General features: G+C 66.8%; 18 protein-coding genes. 2 read left to right on the top strand and 16 right to left on the bottom strand.

The window, feature by feature from the left end:
* The first annotated feature begins 159 nt into the window (after positions 1-159).
* Positions 160-1,440, top strand: a complete 1,281-nt coding sequence (locus ACTJK0_RS09355; RefSeq protein WP_440744965.1) for a PrsW family intramembrane metalloprotease — start codon at positions 160-162, stop codon at positions 1,438-1,440.
* Positions 1,441-1,528: 88 nt separating this feature from the next.
* Here ACTJK0_RS09355 and nusB read toward each other — a convergent pair whose 3' ends face one another.
* From nusB to ACTJK0_RS09285, 14 genes are all read right to left on the bottom strand, one after another.
* Positions 1,529-1,939 (bottom strand): transcription antitermination factor NusB, encoded by a 411-nt coding sequence (nusB, locus tag ACTJK0_RS09350; RefSeq protein ID WP_110540744.1) that lies wholly within the window; start codon positions 1,937-1,939, stop codon positions 1,529-1,531.
* Positions 1,939-2,502 (bottom strand): elongation factor P, encoded by a 564-nt coding sequence (efp, locus tag ACTJK0_RS09345; RefSeq protein WP_018769313.1) that lies wholly within the window; start codon positions 2,500-2,502, stop codon positions 1,939-1,941. The genes nusB and efp overlap by 1 nt, the downstream gene beginning before the upstream one ends.
* A gap of 173 nt (positions 2,503-2,675) precedes the next feature.
* Positions 2,676-3,194 (bottom strand): tetratricopeptide repeat protein, encoded by a 519-nt coding sequence (locus tag ACTJK0_RS09340; protein WP_110540745.1) that lies wholly within the window; start codon positions 3,192-3,194, stop codon positions 2,676-2,678.
* Positions 3,194-4,285 carry a 3-dehydroquinate synthase gene (gene aroB, locus ACTJK0_RS09335; protein WP_110540746.1) on the bottom strand — a complete coding sequence of 364 codons (1,092 nt, stop codon included), beginning with the start codon at positions 4,283-4,285 and terminating at the stop codon, positions 3,194-3,196. Before aroB ends, ACTJK0_RS09340 begins: the two co-directional genes overlap by 1 nt.
* Positions 4,282-4,791 (bottom strand): shikimate kinase, encoded by a 510-nt coding sequence (locus ACTJK0_RS09330; protein ID WP_440744964.1) that lies wholly within the window; start codon positions 4,789-4,791, stop codon positions 4,282-4,284. Before ACTJK0_RS09330 ends, aroB begins: the two co-directional genes overlap by 4 nt.
* A gap of 59 nt (positions 4,792-4,850) precedes the next feature.
* Positions 4,851-6,050, bottom strand: a complete 1,200-nt coding sequence (gene aroC, locus ACTJK0_RS09325; protein WP_440745002.1) for a chorismate synthase — start codon at positions 6,048-6,050, stop codon at positions 4,851-4,853.
* A 23-nt stretch (positions 6,051-6,073) separates the two neighbouring features.
* A complete protein-coding gene (locus tag ACTJK0_RS09320) occupies positions 6,074-6,934 on the bottom strand; it encodes a shikimate dehydrogenase (protein ID WP_440744963.1) in 861 nt (286 codons plus the stop codon).
* Positions 6,931-8,661, bottom strand: coding sequence for an endolytic transglycosylase MltG (gene mltG / locus ACTJK0_RS09315; protein WP_440744962.1), 1,731 nt, complete (start codon positions 8,659-8,661; stop codon positions 6,931-6,933). Before mltG ends, ACTJK0_RS09320 begins: the two co-directional genes overlap by 4 nt.
* A complete protein-coding gene (gene ruvX, locus ACTJK0_RS09310) occupies positions 8,658-9,257 on the bottom strand; it encodes a Holliday junction resolvase RuvX (RefSeq protein ID WP_440744961.1) in 600 nt (199 codons plus the stop codon). Before ruvX ends, mltG begins: the two co-directional genes overlap by 4 nt.
* Positions 9,258-9,264: 7 nt before the next feature.
* A complete protein-coding gene (gene alaS / locus ACTJK0_RS09305; protein ID WP_440744960.1) occupies positions 9,265-11,943 on the bottom strand; it encodes an alanine--tRNA ligase in 2,679 nt (892 codons plus the stop codon).
* A gap of 123 nt (positions 11,944-12,066) precedes the next feature.
* On the bottom strand, positions 12,067-12,297 hold the full coding sequence (locus ACTJK0_RS09300) for a DUF6167 family protein (protein WP_220034365.1): 231 nt from the start codon (positions 12,295-12,297) through the stop codon (positions 12,067-12,069).
* 16 nt (positions 12,298-12,313) lie between these two features.
* A complete protein-coding gene (locus ACTJK0_RS09295) occupies positions 12,314-12,688 on the bottom strand; it encodes a DUF948 domain-containing protein (RefSeq protein WP_043454431.1) in 375 nt (124 codons plus the stop codon).
* A 146-nt stretch (positions 12,689-12,834) separates the two neighbouring features.
* A complete protein-coding gene (rpsD, locus tag ACTJK0_RS09290; protein WP_050054931.1) occupies positions 12,835-13,461 on the bottom strand; it encodes a 30S ribosomal protein S4 in 627 nt (208 codons plus the stop codon).
* A gap of 170 nt (positions 13,462-13,631) precedes the next feature.
* Positions 13,632-15,104: a replication-associated recombination protein A gene (locus tag ACTJK0_RS09285; protein ID WP_440744959.1), complete on the bottom strand. Its 1,473-nt coding sequence runs from the start codon at positions 15,102-15,104 to the stop codon at positions 13,632-13,634.
* A gap of 73 nt (positions 15,105-15,177) precedes the next feature.
* On the opposite strand from ACTJK0_RS09285, the gene ACTJK0_RS09280 reads away from it, so the two are divergent.
* Positions 15,178-15,840 carry an acVLRF1 family peptidyl-tRNA hydrolase gene (locus tag ACTJK0_RS09280; RefSeq protein WP_440744958.1) on the top strand — a complete coding sequence of 221 codons (663 nt, stop codon included), beginning with the start codon at positions 15,178-15,180 and terminating at the stop codon, positions 15,838-15,840.
* Positions 15,841-15,891: 51 nt separating this feature from the next.
* Here the strand turns inward: ACTJK0_RS09280 and ACTJK0_RS09275 are convergent, their stop codons facing one another.
* Together ACTJK0_RS09275 and aspS are read right to left on the bottom strand one after the other, a co-directional pair.
* Positions 15,892-16,701 (bottom strand): GNAT family N-acetyltransferase, encoded by an 810-nt coding sequence (locus ACTJK0_RS09275; RefSeq protein ID WP_440744957.1) that lies wholly within the window; start codon positions 16,699-16,701, stop codon positions 15,892-15,894.
* Positions 16,702-16,789: 88 nt separating this feature from the next.
* Positions 16,790-18,586, bottom strand: coding sequence for an aspartate--tRNA ligase (gene aspS, locus ACTJK0_RS09270; RefSeq protein WP_440744956.1), 1,797 nt, complete (start codon positions 18,584-18,586; stop codon positions 16,790-16,792).
* Positions 18,587-18,603 lie beyond the last annotated feature (17 nt).

Raw genomic sequence — 18,603 nt, 5'->3', positions numbered from 1 at the left:
CGCCTCACAGGACGGAATTAAAAAAGGAATATTTGCGCTTCAAAATTACCACAGGGTTCCGCAGGTGGAGGTGCCCGGCAGACGCGGTGATGGTCACACCCCGGCCCGTCGGCATCCGGTTCCTTTGTGGCGCAAGGGCTCCCGCCTAGGCTTTCGGGTATGCCGATGTATCCCAAGCAACCTTCGCCCGGCCTGCCGGAGGACCCTTACCAGGGGCCGTCAGCTCCCCTGCCGCAGCAAACGAATCCCACCTGGATGGGCCATGTGGATCCCGACCACTACCGTGCGGCGCCGGGGCACCAGGGCCAGGCGCTGGCCGGCGTGTTTCCGCCGCAGGGCGAGGGACCGGTGCTGCACGCGGCCCGTGCCCGCAGCGGGCTGGTGGGCCTGTCCATCGCCGGCGGCGTGCTCGCGTTCCTTAGCCTGTTCCTGGTGGTGCCGTTCCTGCTCTCCAGTACCGGTGCCGCCGGTTTCGTGATCGGTTTCCTGGCTTCGCTGATCCCATTGTCAGTGGTCCTGGCTGCGGTGCACATCATCGATCGATGGGAGCCGGAACCCAAGAGGCTGCTGTTTTTCGCCTTCACCTGGGGGGCGGCAGTGTCCGTTGCCGTGACCCTGCTCATCCAGCCGTTCTTCGTGATCGCCTTCCAGTTCACGGACGAACCTGACCTGCAAACATACATGGCCACGGTGCAGGCACCGATCGTCGAGGAGTTCGCGAAATCACTCGGCCTGCTCATCCTGCTCCTTGCAGCGCGCAGGCAATTCGATGGACCGGTGGATGGCGTGGTGTTCGCCTTCACCATCGCCGGCGGGTTCGCCTTCACGGAAAACATCCTGTACTTCGGCAGGGCCATTGCGGAATCCGCCTCGCCGGCCAGCGACTTCGCCCAGGTCTTCTTCCTCCGCGGCGTCATGTCGCCGTTCGCGCATGCAATCTTCACCGGAACCACCGGCCTGGTCATGGGCTTTGCCGCCAGGCGCTGGCACACGGGTGCTTCGATCGGGGCCTTTTTCGTGGGCCTGCTGCCGGCCATGTTCCTGCACAACCGCTGGAACAGCATGGGCCAGGGATTCCTGCTGGACTACATCGTGGTGCAGGTGCCCATTTTCGTCCTGGCCGTTGGCGGCATCGTTTTCCTGCGGGTGGCGGAGAAGAGACTCACCCGCCAGCGGCTGCTGGAATATTCAGCCGCGGGTTGGTTCACGCCGGCAGAGGTCCAGCTCCTGGCCACCCGCGGCGGCCGCCGCACGGCCATGGCCTGGGCGGGGAACTCGGGCAGGAAGCAGCAGATGAAGCAGTTCCTGAAGACAGCCACCCAGCTTGCCAATACCCGCCAGCGGATTCTCAGCGGCCGCGATGTGCCGCTCCATCAGGCTGAGGAAAGGCGGCAGCTGCAGCGCATCCTTGAACTGCGCGCCGCCGTGGCCGGCAGGTAAGGAAGGGCCTTAAGACGGACCCGCAATATATCGGATTTAACGAACGGAAGGCCCCGCTCATGCGGGGCCTTCCGTTGTTGCTGGGTTGCTATGCGAGCAGCGATGGCTTCAGCTGCTGCAACCGGCCCAGGAGGCCGTTGATGAACTGCGGGGACTCATCAGTCGACAGAGTCTTGGCAAGTGCGACGGCCTCACTGACGGCAACTCCGTCCGGGACGTCGTCGTTGTACAGCAGTTCCCAGGTGCCGATGCGCAGGATGATGCGGTCAACCGACGGCATGCGCTCCAGGCTCCACCCCTGCGAGTAAGTCTCCAGGAACTCATCAATGGCTGTTTGGCGGGACAGCACGCCCTCGACGATGTCCACCGTGTAGGGGTTGACGATCTGGTCAGTCTTTTCCCGGCGGGCGCGGAGCACGTCGAACGGGGAAACAGAGCGCTGCTCAGCTTCGAAAAGAACATCCAGTGCCCTGTTGCGGGCTTTACCGCGGGCGCTCACTACTCAGTGACCCGGCCCAGGTAGCTGCCGTCGCGGGTGTCCACCTTGACCTTGGTGTTGTTCTCGATGAACAGCGGGACCTGGATCTCGTAGCCGGTTTCCAGGGTGGCGGGCTTGGTGCCTGCGGAGGAGCGGTCGCCCTGCAGGCCCGGCTCGGTGTAGGTGATTTCGAGGACAACGCTCGGCGGCAGTTCGATGTACAGGGGGTTGCCGTCGTGGATGGCAATGTTGACCATCTGGTTCTCCAGCATGAAGTTGGTGGCGTCGCCTACCGTGGCACCGGAGACCGTGATCTGGTCGTAGTCCGAGGTGTCCATGAAGACGAAGTCGGCGCCGTCCTGGTAGAGGTACTGGTAGTCGCGGCGGTCAACGGTTGCCGTTTCGATCTTGAGGCCGGCGTTGAACGTCTTGTCGACAACCTTGCCGGACATCACATTGCGCATCTTGGTGCGGACAAAGGCGCCGCCCTTGCCGGGCTTGACGTGCTGGAACTCGATGACGTTCCAGAGCTGGCCCTCAAGCTTCAGGACCGTTCCGTTCTTAATGTCGTTAGTGGTTGCCACTGGTTTCCTCTGGTTTCTTCGTCCGGCCGCACGGGCCAGATGCTTTATGCCGGGCGGGCACGCCGGGTGGGCCGCCTGCACGTGTTTGTCAAAAATCGCGTGGATGCAAAAAATTCCACACCCATTCTACCGGCAATTCCGGGCCGGCCTGTCCGCGCTCGCTGCCGCCCGCCTCAGCAGGCGAGATCCAGCACGTCCCTGGCGCGCTGCAGGGCCACCGTGGAGGAGTAGATCTGTGCGGCATCGGCCGACTGCGCGACCCGCAGGTCCAGGGCCTTGGAGAAGGATTCGACGGCGGCAGAGGTCTGCCCCGCCGCGTACTGGGTCCGGCCCAGGTACTGCAGGGCCAGCGCTTCCCGGGGTGTCCCGTGCACCTCGGCGAGAAGCTGGCGGAACAGATCGATGGCCCTGTCCAGCCGGTGGGTGACGCTCAGCACCTCGGCTTCGAACACGCGCAGCCGGAAGGATTCGGGATCCTTGAAGCGTGCCTCTGCCAGGAGCTCGGCGGCCTCGGATGCGTGGCCTTCGACGAGCAGCACGAAGATGTGGTCTGCCGGATCGGTGGACGCTGCCAACGCTTCCCGCACCAGGTCTTCATTGACGATCTGGGGCAGCAGGGTTTCAGGGTTGATGCGGATGCCGGGGAATCCCGCCTCGGGCCAGTCTGCTGTGCCGCTCATGGTGCCCCGCATCATGAAGCAATTTCCTGGTAGGCCGCGAACAGCAGCGAGGTGTCCGGCACATCGAGGATTCCGGGTTTGGCGATACCGTCGAGGACCACGAACCGCAGGAGGTCACCGCGGGACTTCTTGTCACGGCGCATCCCGTCCAGGAGGCCCTGCCAGCGGTCACGCCGGTAGGTGACCGGAAGCCCAAGTCCGTCCAGGATGCTCCGGTGCCGGTCGGCGTCGGCATCGCTGAGACGTCCCACGCTGCGGGCAAGTTCAGCTGCGAACATCATGCCCACGGAGACCGCGGCGCCATGCCGCCAGGAGTAGCGTTCAACCAGTTCGATGGCGTGGCCCAGGGTGTGCCCGTAGTTGAGGATCTCCCGCAGGCCTGACTCCTTGAGGTCCTCGGAGACCACTCTCGCTTTCACGGCAATGGCGCGCTCGATCAGTTCCCGGAGCGCCTCGGACCGGGGGTCCACCACCGCGGCCGGGTCCTTCTCCACCAGGTCCAGGATGGCAGGGTCGGCGATAAAGCCACACTTGATCACCTCGGCCAGGCCGGAGATGATCTCGTTTTTCGGGAGCGTGTCCAGCGTGTCCAGGTCAGCCAGGACGGCGGCAGGCGGATGGAAGGAACCCACCAGGTTCTTGCCCTCGGCGGTATTGATGCCGGTCTTGCCGCCGACGGACGCGTCCACCATGGCCAGGAGGCTGGTGGGCATGTGGATGACCTTAACGCCCCGCAGCCACGTGGCGGCGACGAAACCGGCCAGGTCGGTGACTGCTCCCCCGCCCACGGCCACGATGGCGTCCGACCGGGTGAAGTCGTTCTGGCCCAGGACCTGCCAGCAGAATGCTGCCACCTGGATGTGCTTGCCTTCTTCGGCGTCCGGGATTTCCGCGGTGACGGCGGTGAAGCCGGCTGTCGCCAGTTCATCCCGGACGGTGTCTCCCGTGATGCGCAGGGCACGGGGGTGGATCACCAGGACCCGGCGGACGCGCTCCCCGAGCAGGCCGGGGAGCTCACCGAGCAGGCCGCGCCCGACGACGACGCCGTAGTTGTTGCCGGCCCCTTCGCCGGTGACGTTGATGACTGTTGATTGCGTGTTCACTTGTCAACTTCCTGTTTGGCAGCTGCGTAGTTGCGCAGTGCTGCTTCCAGCCGGCCGCCGAGCTCGGGTATCGAGCCGTGGCGGACGTCCAGGGTAATGTCGGCCAGCCTCTCGTAGACCGGCTTCCGGGTGGCGAACATTGCTGTCCAGCGGCCCATGGCATCGCCGGCGAGGAGGGGACGCCCCGAGTTCCGGGCGATACGGTCCGCCACCGTGTCGGCGTCGCATTCGAGGTAGACGACGGTGCAGCGCCTGATCAGCTGCTGGGTGCCCGAGTCGAGCACTGCACCGCCGCCCAGCGAGATGACGGTGGAGGTGCCCTCCGCTTCCTCGACGGCCCCGGCAACGGTCCTGGCCTCGATTTCACGGAACGCCCGCTCCCCGCGGCCGGCGAAAATCTCAGCGATGGAGCCGTGGGCGGCAACAATGACGGCATCGGTGTCGATGAACCGTGCCCCCAGCTGCTGCGCAAGCTGCTGCCCGATGGCCGATTTGCCGACGGCCATGGGGCCGATGAGCACAATCGGCCGGCCGCCGAATGGTGCGGGACTGCTGTGGTGGAGCACTACTGCCCGATCGAGTCCAGGGATGCCGGGATGCTGTCCAGGTAACCCTTGATGTTCCGTGCGGTTTCCGCCACCGAGTCACCGCCGAACTTCTCCATGACGGCTTCGGCGAGCACCAGTGCCACCATGGCCTCAGCGACCACGCCGGCGGCGGGCACCGCACAGACGTCCGAACGCTGGTGGTGGGCCTTGGCGGCTTCACCGGTGCTGACGTCAATGGTCCGCAGGGCGCGCGGAACGGTGGCGATGGGCTTCATGGCAGCCCGTACCCGAAGGACGTCTCCGATGCTCATGCCGCCCTCAATGCCGCCGGCACGGTTGCTGGCACGGACAATCCTGCCTTCGCCGTCCCGCACGATTTCGTCATGGGCAGCGGAGCCACGACGGGCCGCGGTCAGGAACCCGTCACCGACCTCAACGCCCTTGATGGCCTGGATTCCCATGAGGGCCGCGGCCAACCGGGCGTCGAGCCGGCGGTCCCAGTGCACGTAGCTGCCCAGTCCCGGCGGGAGCCCGTAAGCGAGGACCTCCACGACGCCGCCCAGGGTTTCGCCTTCCTTGTGCGCGGCGTCAACCTCAGCCACCATGGCGTCCGAGGTTTCGCGGTCGAAGCAGCGCAGGGGATCGGCGTCCAGGGCAATAACGTCGCCGGGCACGGGCAACGGACGGCCTTCCGGGACCGTCACGCTGGCGATCGAGACGGTGTGGCTGACAAGTTCGATACCGAGGTGCTTGAGGAACTGGGCCGCAACGGTGCCGACTGCTACACGGGTGGCGGTTTCCCGTGCGCTTGCCCGCTCCAGCACCGGCCTGGCCTCGTCAAAGCCGTATTTCTGCATGCCGGTGAAGTCGGCATGCCCGGGGCGGGGCCGGGTCAGCGGAGCATTGCGCGCCTGGTCGGCCAGGAGTTCGGCTTCCACAGGGTCCGCGGACATGATTTGTTCCCATTTGGGCCATTCGGTGTTGCCCACCTGGATGGCAACGGGACCGCCCTGGGTGAGGCCATGCCGGACGCCGCCAAGAATGGTGACCACGTCCTGCTCGAATTTCATCCGGGCACCGCGGCCGTAGCCAAGCCGGCGGCGTGCCAAGGAGTCTGCGATGTGCCCGCTGGTGATTTCCACACCGGCGGGGACGCCCTCAATAATTCCCATCAGAGCCGGACCATGGGATTCACCGGCAGTCAACCAACGCATAATTTCCATCCTGCCACGTAGGGCGGTCAGAACGCCCGCCGGGCAAGGCCGACTGCGTCACACATCACATCTATGACAGCTGCATTAACGTCTTCACCGCGGCGGGTGAAGAGCCGTACCTGCTCCACGGCCTGGTACAGCAGCATCTCCAGGCCAGGCACCACCCGCCCTCCCCCGGCCTGCCATACGGAGGCAATGAGGCTGGGCCAGGGATCGTAGGCGACGTCGAGCAGCACGCCCGGCGTCGTGGTCTTCAGCGCGGCTATTTCCGATGCCAGTCCGTCTGCCGCACGTGGCGGCAGGGTGGAGATGACGACGTCGGCTTCCGACGTCGGGCGGCCGGCTTTGCCGAGCGGGCGGATCTCCAGTGCCACGCCCAGGGCATCCGCGGCCGCACGGACGTCCGCAGTCCGCGACGCATCCCGGACATAGACCTGGACCGTCCCGGTGCCCAGTTCCTTGAGGGCCGCGACAGCGGACGCCGCCGTTCCGCCGCCACCAAGGATCACTGCCGACGGCGCGGCCTGGGTGCCGGCATGGCACAACGCATTGACGATGCCCGTGACGTCCGTGTTGGAGCCCACGGTCCGCACACCTGCGGCTGATTCCTCGAAGGTGACGGTGTTCACCACGCCCAGGGTCTGCGCCACCCCGCGCACCTCATCCACTTCGTGGAGCATCGCCGTCTTCAACGGCATGGTCACGGAGAGTCCGCGCCATCCCGGCTGGTTCCGGATCTGCCGCATGAAGGACGGAAGAAGCTCCTCGGTCACATCGATGGCCGTGTAGCTGATACCCGCGTCCAGCTGTCCGTAGGCCGAGAGATGCAGGGCCGGGGACTTGGAGTGGCTGATCGGATGGCCCAGGACGGCAGCCCGCAGGCTCATGTGCAGCGGCCCGCGTTGGCCTGGCACCACGCGTTGTACTGCTCCACGTAGGCGTTGTGTTCGGCAAGCGTCTTGGCGAACTTGGTTTCCTTGGTGTCAAGGTTGACGGTCACCCAGTACAGGTAGTCATTGGCCTTGGGCCGGGCAGCCGCGTCAATGGCCGTCTTGCCGGGGGAACCGATGGGACCGGGCGGCAGCCCGGGGTTCGCGTACGTGTTGTACGGGTTGGACTTGTCCTGGCGCTGCTCATCGGTGAAGTTGAAGCTCCGCGTGCCCAGTCCGTACGTCACCGCGGAGTCGACCTGCAGGAAGCCTCCGGTCTGGTCGTTTGGCTTGAGCCGGTTGTAGATGGCGCCCGCTACGTCGCCGTAGTCCGCCTGGCCTCCTTCGGCCTGCACGATGCTGGCCACGATAACGGCCTCGTACTGCTTGGCGGGGTCAGTGATGCCCTGCGAGACCAGCTCATCCGTGGTGGCCTTCACCAGGGACTGGAGGATGTCCTTGGGGGGCGTCCCCAGCGGGAACCGGTACTCGCCCGGCGCCAGGTAGCCTTCAAGGTTCTTGGCGTTGGCGGGCAGGCCGAACTGGGCGGGTTGGTTGCTGAGCGCCTGAAGCTGCTGCACGGACACGCCGGATCCCTCGGAGATCGCCTGCAGGGACTCGCTGATCCGCAGGCCCGCGCTCAGGGCGAAGTAGATGACTTTGGTCTTGTCCTTCCCGAGCAGGACGTTCACCGCGTCGGCGTTCTTCATCTCGGTCTTGAAGGTGTAGTCCCCCGGCGCCAGTGTTCCGCCGGATGCATGGAAAGCCTGCATGAAGGTGTCCGCGTTGGCCACAACGCGTTGGTTTTCCAGCTCGGCGGCGACGGACCGGGTCCCTTCCCCGCTCTGCACAGTCACCTGGACCTCACCTGAGCCGGGGCCGGGGAAGTCGGAGGGCTTGCCGCCGCCGAGAAGGGGCTTGAGGAACTGGGCGCCTACGGCAACGGCCGTCACGAAGACGGCCAGCGTCAGGAAGAGGGCCAGCAGCCTGCGGCGGCGGCGGACCTTCTTTGAAGGCCGCTTCACCTCCTGGGTGGCGGATGAGCCGAGAAGGTGATGCCCGGCGTCGGCATGGTCGCCGTGCAGGTGGGCCTCGTCATGGTGGACCTCCGGGTGAAGTTCCTCATGGTAGGCATCAGCGTGGTAGGCCGGCTGTTCGTGGCCGCCTTCGGCATAGTGGTGCCCTTCGTCGGGCTGCCAACCTCCGTGGTGCGCAACGTCATGGTGGTGGGCTTCGTCAACGTGGTGCGCAACGTCATGGTGGTGCGCTTCGTCAACGTGGTGCGCAACGTCGTCGTGGTGCGCAATGTCGTGGAGGGCCGCGGCGGCGGGCAGCACGTCCTCGTGGTGGGTGGCCGCGGGAGGAAGGTCCGCGGCCGGGTCACCGCCGACCGAACCGCGTGCGGGCTGTTCGTCCTGGATGGACGGCGGCGTCTCCGGAGCCGCGGGAACATCGCCGGCGTCGGGAATTGGGGCAAACGTCGGTTCCGCGGCGGCGGATGCAGCCGCCGGTGGCGCGGCCGGCGGGGGCGGCACATCGCCGGTTTCGTAGGCATGCTCCGGCACGGCATCCTGACGGCCGGTGGCGAGGACCTTCTCGCGGGCCCGCAGCTCCTTGCGCGTCAGTGGCCTTCCGGCGCCCCTGTCCAGGGGGCCGGTGGTGTCATCAATGTTGGCAGGGCTCACTGTTGCCTTCCATTATCTGAAGATGGGGCCGTGTCTGCGGCGGTGGCACGGACTGTTTCGTCCGCCCCACCGGCCCCCAGGTCCACGGTCGGGGACGGCGCTGTCACGCGTGAGCCGACATCCGCTCCCCTGGCTTTCTGCATGTCGATGGCGTGTTGAAGAATACCCGCCGCCGCGACCTGATCAACTACTTTACGGTGGTCCCGGCTGCTCATGCCAGCTTGGTGCAGGTTCCGGTGCGCCGTGACACTGCTGAGACGTTCATCCACCAGGTTGACCGGGACCGCCAGGCCGCGGCGGGAAAGCTCCGCGGCGAGGAGCAGGGCGTAGTCGGTGGCCATCCTCGCCGAGGCGTGTTCCTCGCCCTTCATGGTCCGGGGCAGGCCGACCACAACCTGCACGGCGCCCAGTTCCTCGACCAGTTTGGCGATGACCCGGACGTCCGAGTTCTTCTTCGCGTTCCGGTCCAGTGTCTTGTACGGCGTGGCCAGGATCGAGTCGCGGTCGCAGATGGCAACGCCCACCCGGACGGTGCCGACGTCCACCCCCAGTTTGACGCCCTGGGGGTAGCCGCCGGCCGCAGCAGGATTGGTCATGGCCTGGTTAGCGCCGTGTAATGGCATCGACGACGGCGGACAGGGCGGCACCGACCTTTCCGGCGTCGGTTCCTCCACCCTGGGCCACATCGTCCTTGCCGCCGCCGCCGCCGCCGAGGACACCGGCAGCGACGCGGACCAGGGCACCGGCCTTGACCCCGGCCTCCCGGGCGGCCTCGTTGGTGGCAACCAGGATCAGCGGACGGTCGTTGGCGACACCGGCCACTGCAACCGCGGCAGCATCCGAACCGAGGCGGTTCCGCAGGTCCAGGGCGAGGCCGCGGAGGTCGTCGGCACCGCTGACGGTTCCGGCATCGTGAGCCAACACCTGTACGCCTGCAGCATCCGTGGCGGTGTTCACCAGCTGCGCGGCAGATGCGGCCAGCTGTTCCTTGCGGAGCCGGTCCAGTTCCTTCTCGGTGGCCTTCAGCTTGGCAAGCGTGGCCGATATCCGGTCGGCGAGCTGGCCGGACGGAACCTTCAGCAGGTCGGTCAGCTCGGTCACCAGCGCACGCTCGGCAGCGAGGTGGCGGAAGGCCTCCATGCCCACGAAGGCCTCCACACGCCGGTTGCCCGATCCCACGGACTGTTCGCCGAGGAGGGACAGGCTGCCGATCAGCGAGGTGTTGGCAACGTGCGTGCCGCCGCAGAGTTCGCGCGACCAGGCACCGTCAATCTCCACCACGCGGACTTCGCTGCCGTAGTTTTCGCCGAAGAGGGCCATGGCGCCCATGGCCTTGGCCTCGGCGAGGCCCATGATCTTGGTTTCCACGGCGTAGTTGTTGCGGATGGCGAGGTTGGAGACCTCTTCGATCTCGGACCGGGTGGCCGTGCTCAGGCCCTCGCCCCAGGCGAAGTCGAAGCGCAGGTAGCCGGCCTTGTTGAAGGACCCCCGCTGCGTGGCTTCCGGGCCGAGGATCTGGTGCAGGGCGGCGTGCACGATGTGGGTACCCGTGTGCGCCTGCTCGGCCGCGTGGCGGCGTTCACGGTCGACGGCGGCGCGCACCAGCGAGTCGGCGCCGATTTCGCCTTCGCGGACGATCGCCTTATGCACGCTCAGGCCCTTCACGGGACGCTGGACGTCCAGGATCTCAACGACGAAGCCGTCACCGGTGATGAGGCCGGTGTCGGCAGCCTGGCCGCCGGCTTCGGCGTAGAACGGGGTTTCGGCCAGCACGAGTTCGATCTCGTCGCCGGTCGCGGCCTGCTGGACCCGGCGGCCGACGCTGAGCAGGCCGCGGACCCGCGACTCACCCTCAAGCTCGGTGTAGCCGGTGAAGACCGTCTCGCCCTCGCCCAGGATTTCCTGGAAGACGCTGACGTCGGCGTGGCCGCCCTTCTTGCCCTTGGCATCGGCCTGGGCCCGCTGGCGCTGTTCCTGCATCAGGCTGCGGAAGGCCGTCTCATCAACTTTGAGCCCGGCCTCTTCGGCCATCTCCAGTGTGAGGTCGATGGGGAACCCGTAGGTGTCATGCAGTGTGAAGGCATCCTCGCCGGACAGCGGCTTGTTGGCAGCCTTGGATTCCTTCACGGCGTCCTCGAGCCGCGCGGTGCCGGAGGCAATGGTGCGCAGGAACGCCTTCTCCTCGGCGTAGGCGATGCGGCTGATCCGCGCGAAGTCGGTGTCCACCACGGGGTACACGCCCTTCATGGCGTCCCGGGACGCGGGCAGCAGCTCCGGCAGGCAGGCCTGTTCGACGCCCAGCAGGCGCATGGAGCGGACGGCCCGGCGGATCAGGCGGCGCAGGACGTAGCCGCGGCCCTCGTTGGAGGGGGTGACGCCATCGGAGATCAGCATCAGGGCCGAGCGGATGTGGTCGGCCACAACGCGCATGCGCACGTCATCGGTGTGGTGGGGGTCGTCGGGAGTCTCCGCGGAAGTGTATTCCTTGCCCGACAGCTCCGCGGCTTTGTCGATGACAGGCCGCACCTGGTCGGTCTCGTACATGTTCTCGACGCCCTGCAGGATCATCGCAAGGCGCTCCATGCCCAGGCCCGTGTCGATGTTCTTCTTGGGCAGTTCACCCACGACGTCGAAGTCCACCTTGGAGCGGACGTTCTCGATCTGGTACTGCATGAACACCAGGTTCCAGATCTCGACGTAGCGGGTTTCGTCCGCTATCGGGCCGCCCTCGACGCCGTAGGCCGGGCCGCGGTCGTAGTAGATCTCCGAGCAGGGACCTGCAGGCCCCGGCTGGCCGGTGTGCCAGTAGTTGTCCGACTTGCCCATCCGCTGGATCCGCTCGGCGGGGACGCCGGTGTTCTTCAGCCAGAGTTCCTCGGCCTCGTCGTCTTCCTCGTAAACGGTCACCCACAGCCGCTCGGGCGCAAGGCCGTAGCCGCCGTCGTCAACGCTGGTGGTAAGCAGCTCCCAGGCGAACTTGATGGCGTCTTCCTTGAAGTAGTCGCCGAAGGAGAAGTTGCCACACATCTGGAAGAAGGTGCCGTGGCGGGCGGTCTTGCCCACCTCCTCGATGTCACCGGTGCGGATGCACTTCTGCACGCTGGTGGCGCGGGAGTAGGGCGGTTCCTCGCGGGCCGTGAGGTAGGGAATGAACGGGACCATGCCGGCCACCGTGAACAGCAGCGAGGGGTCGCTGGAGACCAGCGATGCGGAGGGAACCGCGGTGTGGCCCTTGCTGACAAAAAAGTCCACCCAGCGCTTTGTGATCTCCTGCGACTTCATGAGCTGTTTTCTTACCCTTCTTGGTCCGCGCCGCCTTGCGGCACGGGAATTTCGTTCAGGTGGCCGGTCCCGCGAGGGGATCCTGCCGTTGTTGGCTGGCTGCCCGTCAAACGCCCAGGGGGCTCAGCGACGAACCAGTTCCGCGGATTCAATCCCCAGGGCGCTCCGCAGGTCGGTTTCCCGCTCCTGCATCCCGGCGCGGACGGCGTCGGCGAAGTCGTAGACCCCGTCCGCGAGCCGTCCCACCGCGCGGTTCAGGCCCTCCGGTCCGAGGCTGGACTGCGCCTGGCTCACTTTGCGGAAGGCGATGACGCCAATGGCCACGCCGATTCCCATCCAAACAATTCTTTTCATGTTCTTCTTTTCGGATCTAGCGGCTGCGGCGGCCGGCTGCGGGCTTCCGGCGGGTGGCGAAGGCGCTGCGGACGCCGTAGCTGAACGCCGCCACCTTGATCAGCGGGGAACCCACCGTCGCGGCCACCAGGGAGGACAGGGCGGAGATGTTGGCGGATGCATCCGACACATTGGTCGAGATGCCGTCCACCTTCTTCAGCTGCTGGTTGGTGGTGGACACCGTGGCCGTGACCTCGTCCATCAGGGGCGTTGCGCCGTCGCTGATGGACCTGATGGCGGTACGCACCTCATCGAAAACCTTCCCCAGCTTCAGGATGGGGACCGCAAGCAGCAGGACCAGGAGTGCAAACACCCCGGCAGCGATCAGGCCGGCAATATCGCCACCAGACATAGACGTTCATCTCCTCGAAATTCCGTGGTTGGGCTCCATCCTGCACGCGCCTGGAAGGTGCGCCGCGCAGATTGTCCCCCAAGTACCTTACATACAAAGAAGCCCGCGGCGCTTGCCACGGGCTTCTTTGGATACGCTGCTGGGATTTAGCGTGCGTAGAATTCGACGACGAGCTGCTCTTCGCAGGTCACCGGGATTTCCGAACGCTTGGGGCGGCGCACCAGGCGTGCCTGGAGGGCTTCCAGCTTGACGTCCAGGTAGCCCGGAACGGCAGGCAGGACGTCGCGGTGTGCACCGGCTGCGGCAACCTGGAGCGGAACCATGGTTTCGCTGCGGCTGTGAACGTGGACCAGCTGGCCCTCGCCGACGCGGAACGACGGACGGTCAACGCGGACGCCGTCAACCATGATGTGGCGGTGCACAACCAGCTGGCGGGCCTGGGCGATGGTGCGGGCGAAGCCGGCACGCAGGACCAGGGCGTCGAGGCGCATTTCGAGCAGTTCGATGAGGTTCTCACCGGTCAGGCCCTTGGTGCGGCGGGCCTCTTCGAAGGCACGGGTCATCTGTGCTTCGCGGATGCCGTACTGGGCGCGCAGGCGCTGCTTTTCGCGCAGACGTACGGCGTAGTCGGAGTCCTGCTTCTTGCGGGCACGGCCATGCTCACCGGGGCCGTACGGGCGGCGCTCCATGTACTTGGCGGCCTTGGGGGTCAGAGCGATGCCGAGGGACCGCGAGAGGCGGGCCTGACGGCGAGCACGAGTGTTGTTAGCCACTTGTGTCCTTCCAATATCTGCGGTGTGTCAGTGTTACTGGCCTCCACGATGGAGAGCATCGGCCAACCGCTGCCTTTTGCTACTGGGCACAGGGCATAACCTGCTCGAAGGGAATTCAAGGGGATTGTGCGTCCGTGCCTTGCCAGACAAAGATTCAGCTTACCATGCCGTCAGGTGCCCCGGACAATCTTCCGCAGCCGCTCCAGCCGTTGTGCAATGTCCCGCTCAGCGCCGTTGCCGGTGGGCTGGTAGTAGTCGCGGCCCACCAGGTCGTCCGGGGGATACTGCTGTGTTGCCACAGCGTGGGGGGCGTCGTGCGCGTATTTGTAGCCCACGCCGTGGCCCAGTTGCTTTGATCCCGGATAGTGCGCATCGCGCAGGTGCGCGGGAATTCCGATGCCGAGGCCCGCCCGCACGTCCGCGATCGCTTTGTTGATGCCCATATAGGCGGCGTTCGACTTTGGTGCGGTGGCGAGGTGGACGACGGCCTCGGCCAGGATGATCCGGCCTTCGGGCATACCGATGAGCTGGACCGCCTGTGCGGCTGCCACGGCGGTCTGCAGCGCGGTGGGGTCCGCCATGCCCACGTCCTCCGCCGCGGAGATCACGATCCGGCGGGCCACGAACCGTGGGTCCTCCCCGGCTTCCAGCATCCGGGCCAGGTAGTGCAGGGCCGCGTCCACGTCGGATCCCCGGATGGATTTGATGAAGGCGCTGGCCACGTCGTAGTGCTGGTCGCCGGCACGGTCGTAGCGGACGGCGGCTGCATCCAGGGCGCGCTCGGTGTGGCGCATCTCCACGGTGACCGGCTCTTCGGTGCCCGCCGCGGAAGGTGGACCGTCCTCCCCCACGGAACGTTCGACGTCGTCCGCGTCACCGAACGCGACACCGGCCGCGGCCTCCAGCGCCGTGAGCGCCCTGCGGGCGTCCCCGCCGGACAGCCGGACCAGGTGTTCCAGGGCTTCATCGCTGAGCCGGACCTTGCCGCCCAGCCCCCGCGGATCCTCCACGGCCCTTACCAGGAGGCCCTCGATGTCCGCATCGGTCAGGGGCTTGAGCGTGAGGAGCAGGGAGCGGGACAGCAGGGGCGAGACCACCGAGAAGGAGGGGTTTTCCGTGGTGGCGGCCACCAGGACCACCCAGCGGTTTTCGACGCCGGGCAGCAGGGCGTCCTGCTGGGCCTTGTTGAAGCGGTGGATTTCGTCCAGAAACAGCACTGTGGTGGTCTTGTACAGGTCGCGGGCCGTAAGGGCGTCATCCATCACCCGGCGGACGTCCTTGACGCCGGCGGTGATGGCGGACAGTTCCACGAACTTCCGGCCGGGGCCACGGGCGATCACATGCGCCAGGGTGGTCTTTCCGGTACCCGGTGGTCCCCAGAGGATCAGGGAGCTGGGGCCCGCCGGCCCGGCGGCGTCGGCCCCGGCGCCGGCGGCAAGCTGCCGCAGCGGCGACCCTTGGCCGAGGAGATGCTGCTGTCCAACCACTTCATCCAGCGTGCGCGGCCGCATGCGGACGGCAAGCGGACTCCGCGGCGAGCCCTGCCCCCGCGCACCTTGCCCCCTGGAACCGGTGCCTTGCCCCGGGGTGGGACGTTCGTCGTCGTCGTCGTTTTCTGGCCCGTTGCCGAAGAGATCATCCACATAGATAGGCTACTTCCAGTCCAGCACCTGCTTTTCCCCGACACTTTCTCCCCGACGCTTCAAGGAAGGCCGCATGCCTGCCCCAGGTCCACCCGGTGCCCCGGTGTCCGTCCGGACTGCCTTTGTGACCGGCGCCCGGCTGGCCGGGTGGGCGGAGCGCTTCGGCTCATCCCACGGCGGGTACCGGCTGCAGGATTGCGACGACGGTCTCCGCCTTTTGGCGGGCGACGGCACGGAAGCGCTCCTGCAGCCGCCGTGGCCGGCAGACGGACGGCCGGGACGCGGCGCCGGAGCCCTGGAGCGCCTGGCCGCGCTTGCGTCGCAGCCGCGCCGGCTGGGACTGCTGCTGGTGCGGCGGGGCGGTTACGGCATTGGGGTGGCAAGCGAAGGCACGCTGCTGGCGTCGAAGGCGGGCACCAGATACGTCCAGTCCCGCACCGCGGCCGGCGGCCAGTCCCAGCAGCGGTTTGCCCGTCGCCGTTCCAACCAGGCCGACGCCTTGGTAGTGGCCGTGGCGGAACAGGCAAGGCTGGTCTTCGCCGGCCACCCTTTCGAATATGTGGTGCCCGGCGGCGACCGTACCCTTGCTGACCTTGTCCTTGAAGAACCACTGCTGCGTGATTATGCACCCCTTCCGCGCCTTGCCTACTTGGATGTCGCTGAGCCCCGGGCCGCCGTGTTGAAGAAGGCCGCGGCAGATGCCTGCTCAGTGCGGATTACGGTGACCGACGCGTAGGGCCAATCGGTGGCCGGGAACAGGTACGGCAGGCTCAGCCACCGGGTGCGGTCAGCAGCCTGTGGGGGCGCGCCGAGGGCGTTCCTGCCGGTACAGGTAGCGGCCGGCTTCGCGGAACCCGGCTTTCCCGTAGAGTTCCTGCGCCCCACGGTTCGCCTCTGTGACCAGCAGCCAGAAGCCGTCCACTCCCCGCTCGTTGCCTGCCCGCAGCAGGGATTGCAGGATGGCGGCCGCGAAGCCTCGGCGGCGCGCTTCCGGGAGGGTGGCCATGCAGTACAGGCCACCCCGCGACGAGCCGGTGGGGAGGGCGAGGCGTCCGACGGCGGCTGGCCGGCGGTCGCCGTCCCGCAGCAGCGCATAGACGGAGGGACAGCCCTTAAGGATGGTTTCGGCGACGGCCAGGGAGTCCTCCCCGCCGCGGCCGTCCACCTCCCACCAGACCCGCAGCCACTCCGCTGACGGCTCCGTGGAGAGTTCCACCGCCAGCGTGGCGCCCGTGGGAATCCGGGCGTCCATGGCGCTGCGGGTCATGACCAGGGTCTCGGACTGGCGGGTGAAGCCCTCCGCGTCCAGCAGTTCATGGAGACCGGACGCTGCCGGGGTGTCGAAGACCTGGAAGATGACCGGCAAGCGGCGGCTGCGGTACCAGGCCCTGGCCTCCCTGAGCAGGCCCGGGAGGTCGTCGCTGCACTGGTCGCCACCGTACTGTTCACTGCGGGGCCAGATGGAGTTGGCCCGTTGGGTGACGCCTGCGGCCGCACGCAGCGTCCAGCCGCCGGCATCATGGCGGTCCAGGGCAGGCCAGGCGGCGTCCATGGCGGATTCCAGTTCGTCGGGCTCGATGCTGTTGCGGGTGGTCAACGGGCAGGCTCCTTGATGACCGAAGGGAGGTTCCCCGGAAATGTCCGGGGAACCTCCCTTGGCTGCTTTCTGCGCGGGATTGCGGGTGCTACTGCTTGTCTTCGGGCTTCTTCACTTCCGGCTTTTTGGCCTCCGGCTTGAAGTCCACGCCGGCCTCCTTGCGCTGCTGGGGCGTGATGGGGGCCGGTGCTTCCGTGAGGGGGTCGTGGCCGCCGCCGGACTTCGGGAAGGCGATGACGTCGCGGATGGAGTCAACCCCTGCCAGCAGCGACACCACGCGGTCCCAGCCGAATGCGATACCGCCGTGCGGGGGTGCGCCGTACTTGAAGCCCTCCAGCAAGAACCCGAACTTGGTCTGCGCGTCTTCCTTGTCCAGGCCCATCAGTTCGAAGACGCGCTCCTGCACGTCGCGCTGGTGGATACGGATGGAACCACCGCCGATTTCGTTGCCGTTGCAGACAATGTCGTAGGCATAGGAAAGCGCCGACTCCGGGTCCTTGTCAAAGGTGTCCAGGTATTCCGGCTTGGGCGAGGTGAAGGCGTGGTGCACGGCCGTCCACTGGCCTCCGCCGACAGCAACATCGCCGGAGGCGACGGCAGCGGCGGCGGGCTCGAACATGGGCGCATCCACCACCCAGCAGAAAGCCCAGTCGTTGGGGTCGATCAGGCCGGTGCGGTGGCCGATCTCCACGCGGGCAGCACCCAGCAGGGCGCGCGACGGGGTCTTCTCACCCGCGGCGAAGAAGATGCAGTCGCCGGGCTTCGCACCAACTGCGTCGGCCAGCCCCGCACGCTCCATCTCGGTGAGGTTCTTCGCAACCGGTCCTGCGAGCTCGCCGTCCTCCTTGTACAGGACGTAGGCCAGGCCCTTGGCGCCGCGCTGCTTGGCCCATTCCTGCCAGGCGTCCAGGGCACGGCGCGCCTGGGAAGCACCGCCGGGCATGACCACCGCGCCCACGTACGGAGCCTTGAAGACGCCGAAGTTGGTGTCCTTGAAGAATTCGGTGAGCTCCGTCAGTTCCAGCCCGAAGCGAAGGTCCGGCTTGTCCGAGCCGTACCGTGCCATGGCGTCGGCGTAGGTGATCCGCTGGATGGGCGTGGGAATGTCCGCTCCGATGAGCTGCCACACGGCCTTGACGATGTTTTCGCCCAGCCGGATGATGTCGTCCTGGTCAACGAAGCTGGCCTCGATGTCCAGCTGGGTGAATTCCGGCTGCCGGTCCGCACGGAAGTCCTCATCGCGGTAGCAGCGTGCAATCTGGTAGTACTTCTCGAACCCGCCCACCTGCAGCAGCTGCTTGAAGAGCTGCGGGGACTGCGGGAGGGCGTACCAGGAACCCGGGGCCAGGCGTGCCGGAACCAGGAAGTCACGGGCGCCCTCCGGCGTCGAACGCGTCAGCGTCGGCGTCTCAATCTCCACGAAGCCCTCCTGGTGGAGCAGGTCGCGCGCCACCCGGTTGGCCTCGGAGCGGAGGCGCAGGTTGCGGCTGGGGCCGGGGCGGCGCAGGTCAAGGTAGCGGTGCTTGAGGCGGGCTTCCTCGCCGACTTCCACGTGTTCGTCAATCTGGAACGGCAGGGGGTCGGAGGTGTTGAGGATGGTGACGTCCTCGGCAATGACCTCGATCTCGCCGGTGGCCAGCGCAGAGTTCTCGTTCCCCTCCGGACGCTTGGACACCGTGCCCCTAACCTGCAGGACGTACTCGTTGCGCAGTCCGTGGAACACTTCTTCCTCGCGGACCACCACCTGGGCCACGCCGGAAGCGTCGCGCAGGTCCACGAATGCCACACCACCGTGATCACGACGGCGGCCCACCCAGCCGGCCAGGGTTACGGTTTGTCCAATGTGCTCGGAACGAAGGGATCCGAGGTCATGTGTGCGCAGCACAGCACGCCTTTCTGCGG

It is taken from the genome of Paenarthrobacter sp. 22069 (genome assembly GCF_052046035.1).
Classification (GTDB): domain Bacteria; phylum Actinomycetota; class Actinomycetes; order Actinomycetales; family Micrococcaceae; genus Arthrobacter.
Note: the sequence above shows the minus strand (reverse complement) of the source record. Positions and strands in the feature narration are given on the sequence as shown.

Bases quoted from the DNA above. Each gene is read 5' to 3' on its own strand.
- ACTJK0_RS09355 (WP_440744965.1), top strand. From the start codon at position 160: ATGCCGATGTATCCCAAGCAACCTTCGCCCGGCCTGCCGGAGGACCCT.
- alaS (WP_440744960.1), bottom strand. From the start codon at position 11,943: ATGAAGTCGCAGGAGATCACAAAGCGCTGGGTGGACTTTTTTGTCAGC.
- ACTJK0_RS09300 (WP_220034365.1), bottom strand. From the start codon at position 12,297: ATGAAAAGAATTGTTTGGATGGGAATCGGCGTGGCCATTGGCGTCATC.
- ruvX (WP_440744961.1), bottom strand. From the start codon at position 9,257: ATGACCAATCCTGCTGCGGCCGGCGGCTACCCCCAGGGCGTCAAACTG.
- ACTJK0_RS09340 (WP_110540745.1), bottom strand. From the start codon at position 3,194: ATGCGGGGCACCATGAGCGGCACAGCAGACTGGCCCGAGGCGGGATTC.
- ACTJK0_RS09295 (WP_043454431.1), bottom strand. From the start codon at position 12,688: ATGTCTGGTGGCGATATTGCCGGCCTGATCGCTGCCGGGGTGTTTGCA.
- ACTJK0_RS09330 (WP_440744964.1), bottom strand. From the start codon at position 4,791: ATGGCCGTCGGCAAATCGGCCATCGGGCAGCAGCTTGCGCAGCAGCTG.
- ACTJK0_RS09280 (WP_440744958.1), top strand. From the start codon at position 15,178: ATGCCTGCCCCAGGTCCACCCGGTGCCCCGGTGTCCGTCCGGACTGCC.
- ACTJK0_RS09320 (WP_440744963.1), bottom strand. From the start codon at position 6,934: ATGAGCCTGCGGGCTGCCGTCCTGGGCCATCCGATCAGCCACTCCAAG.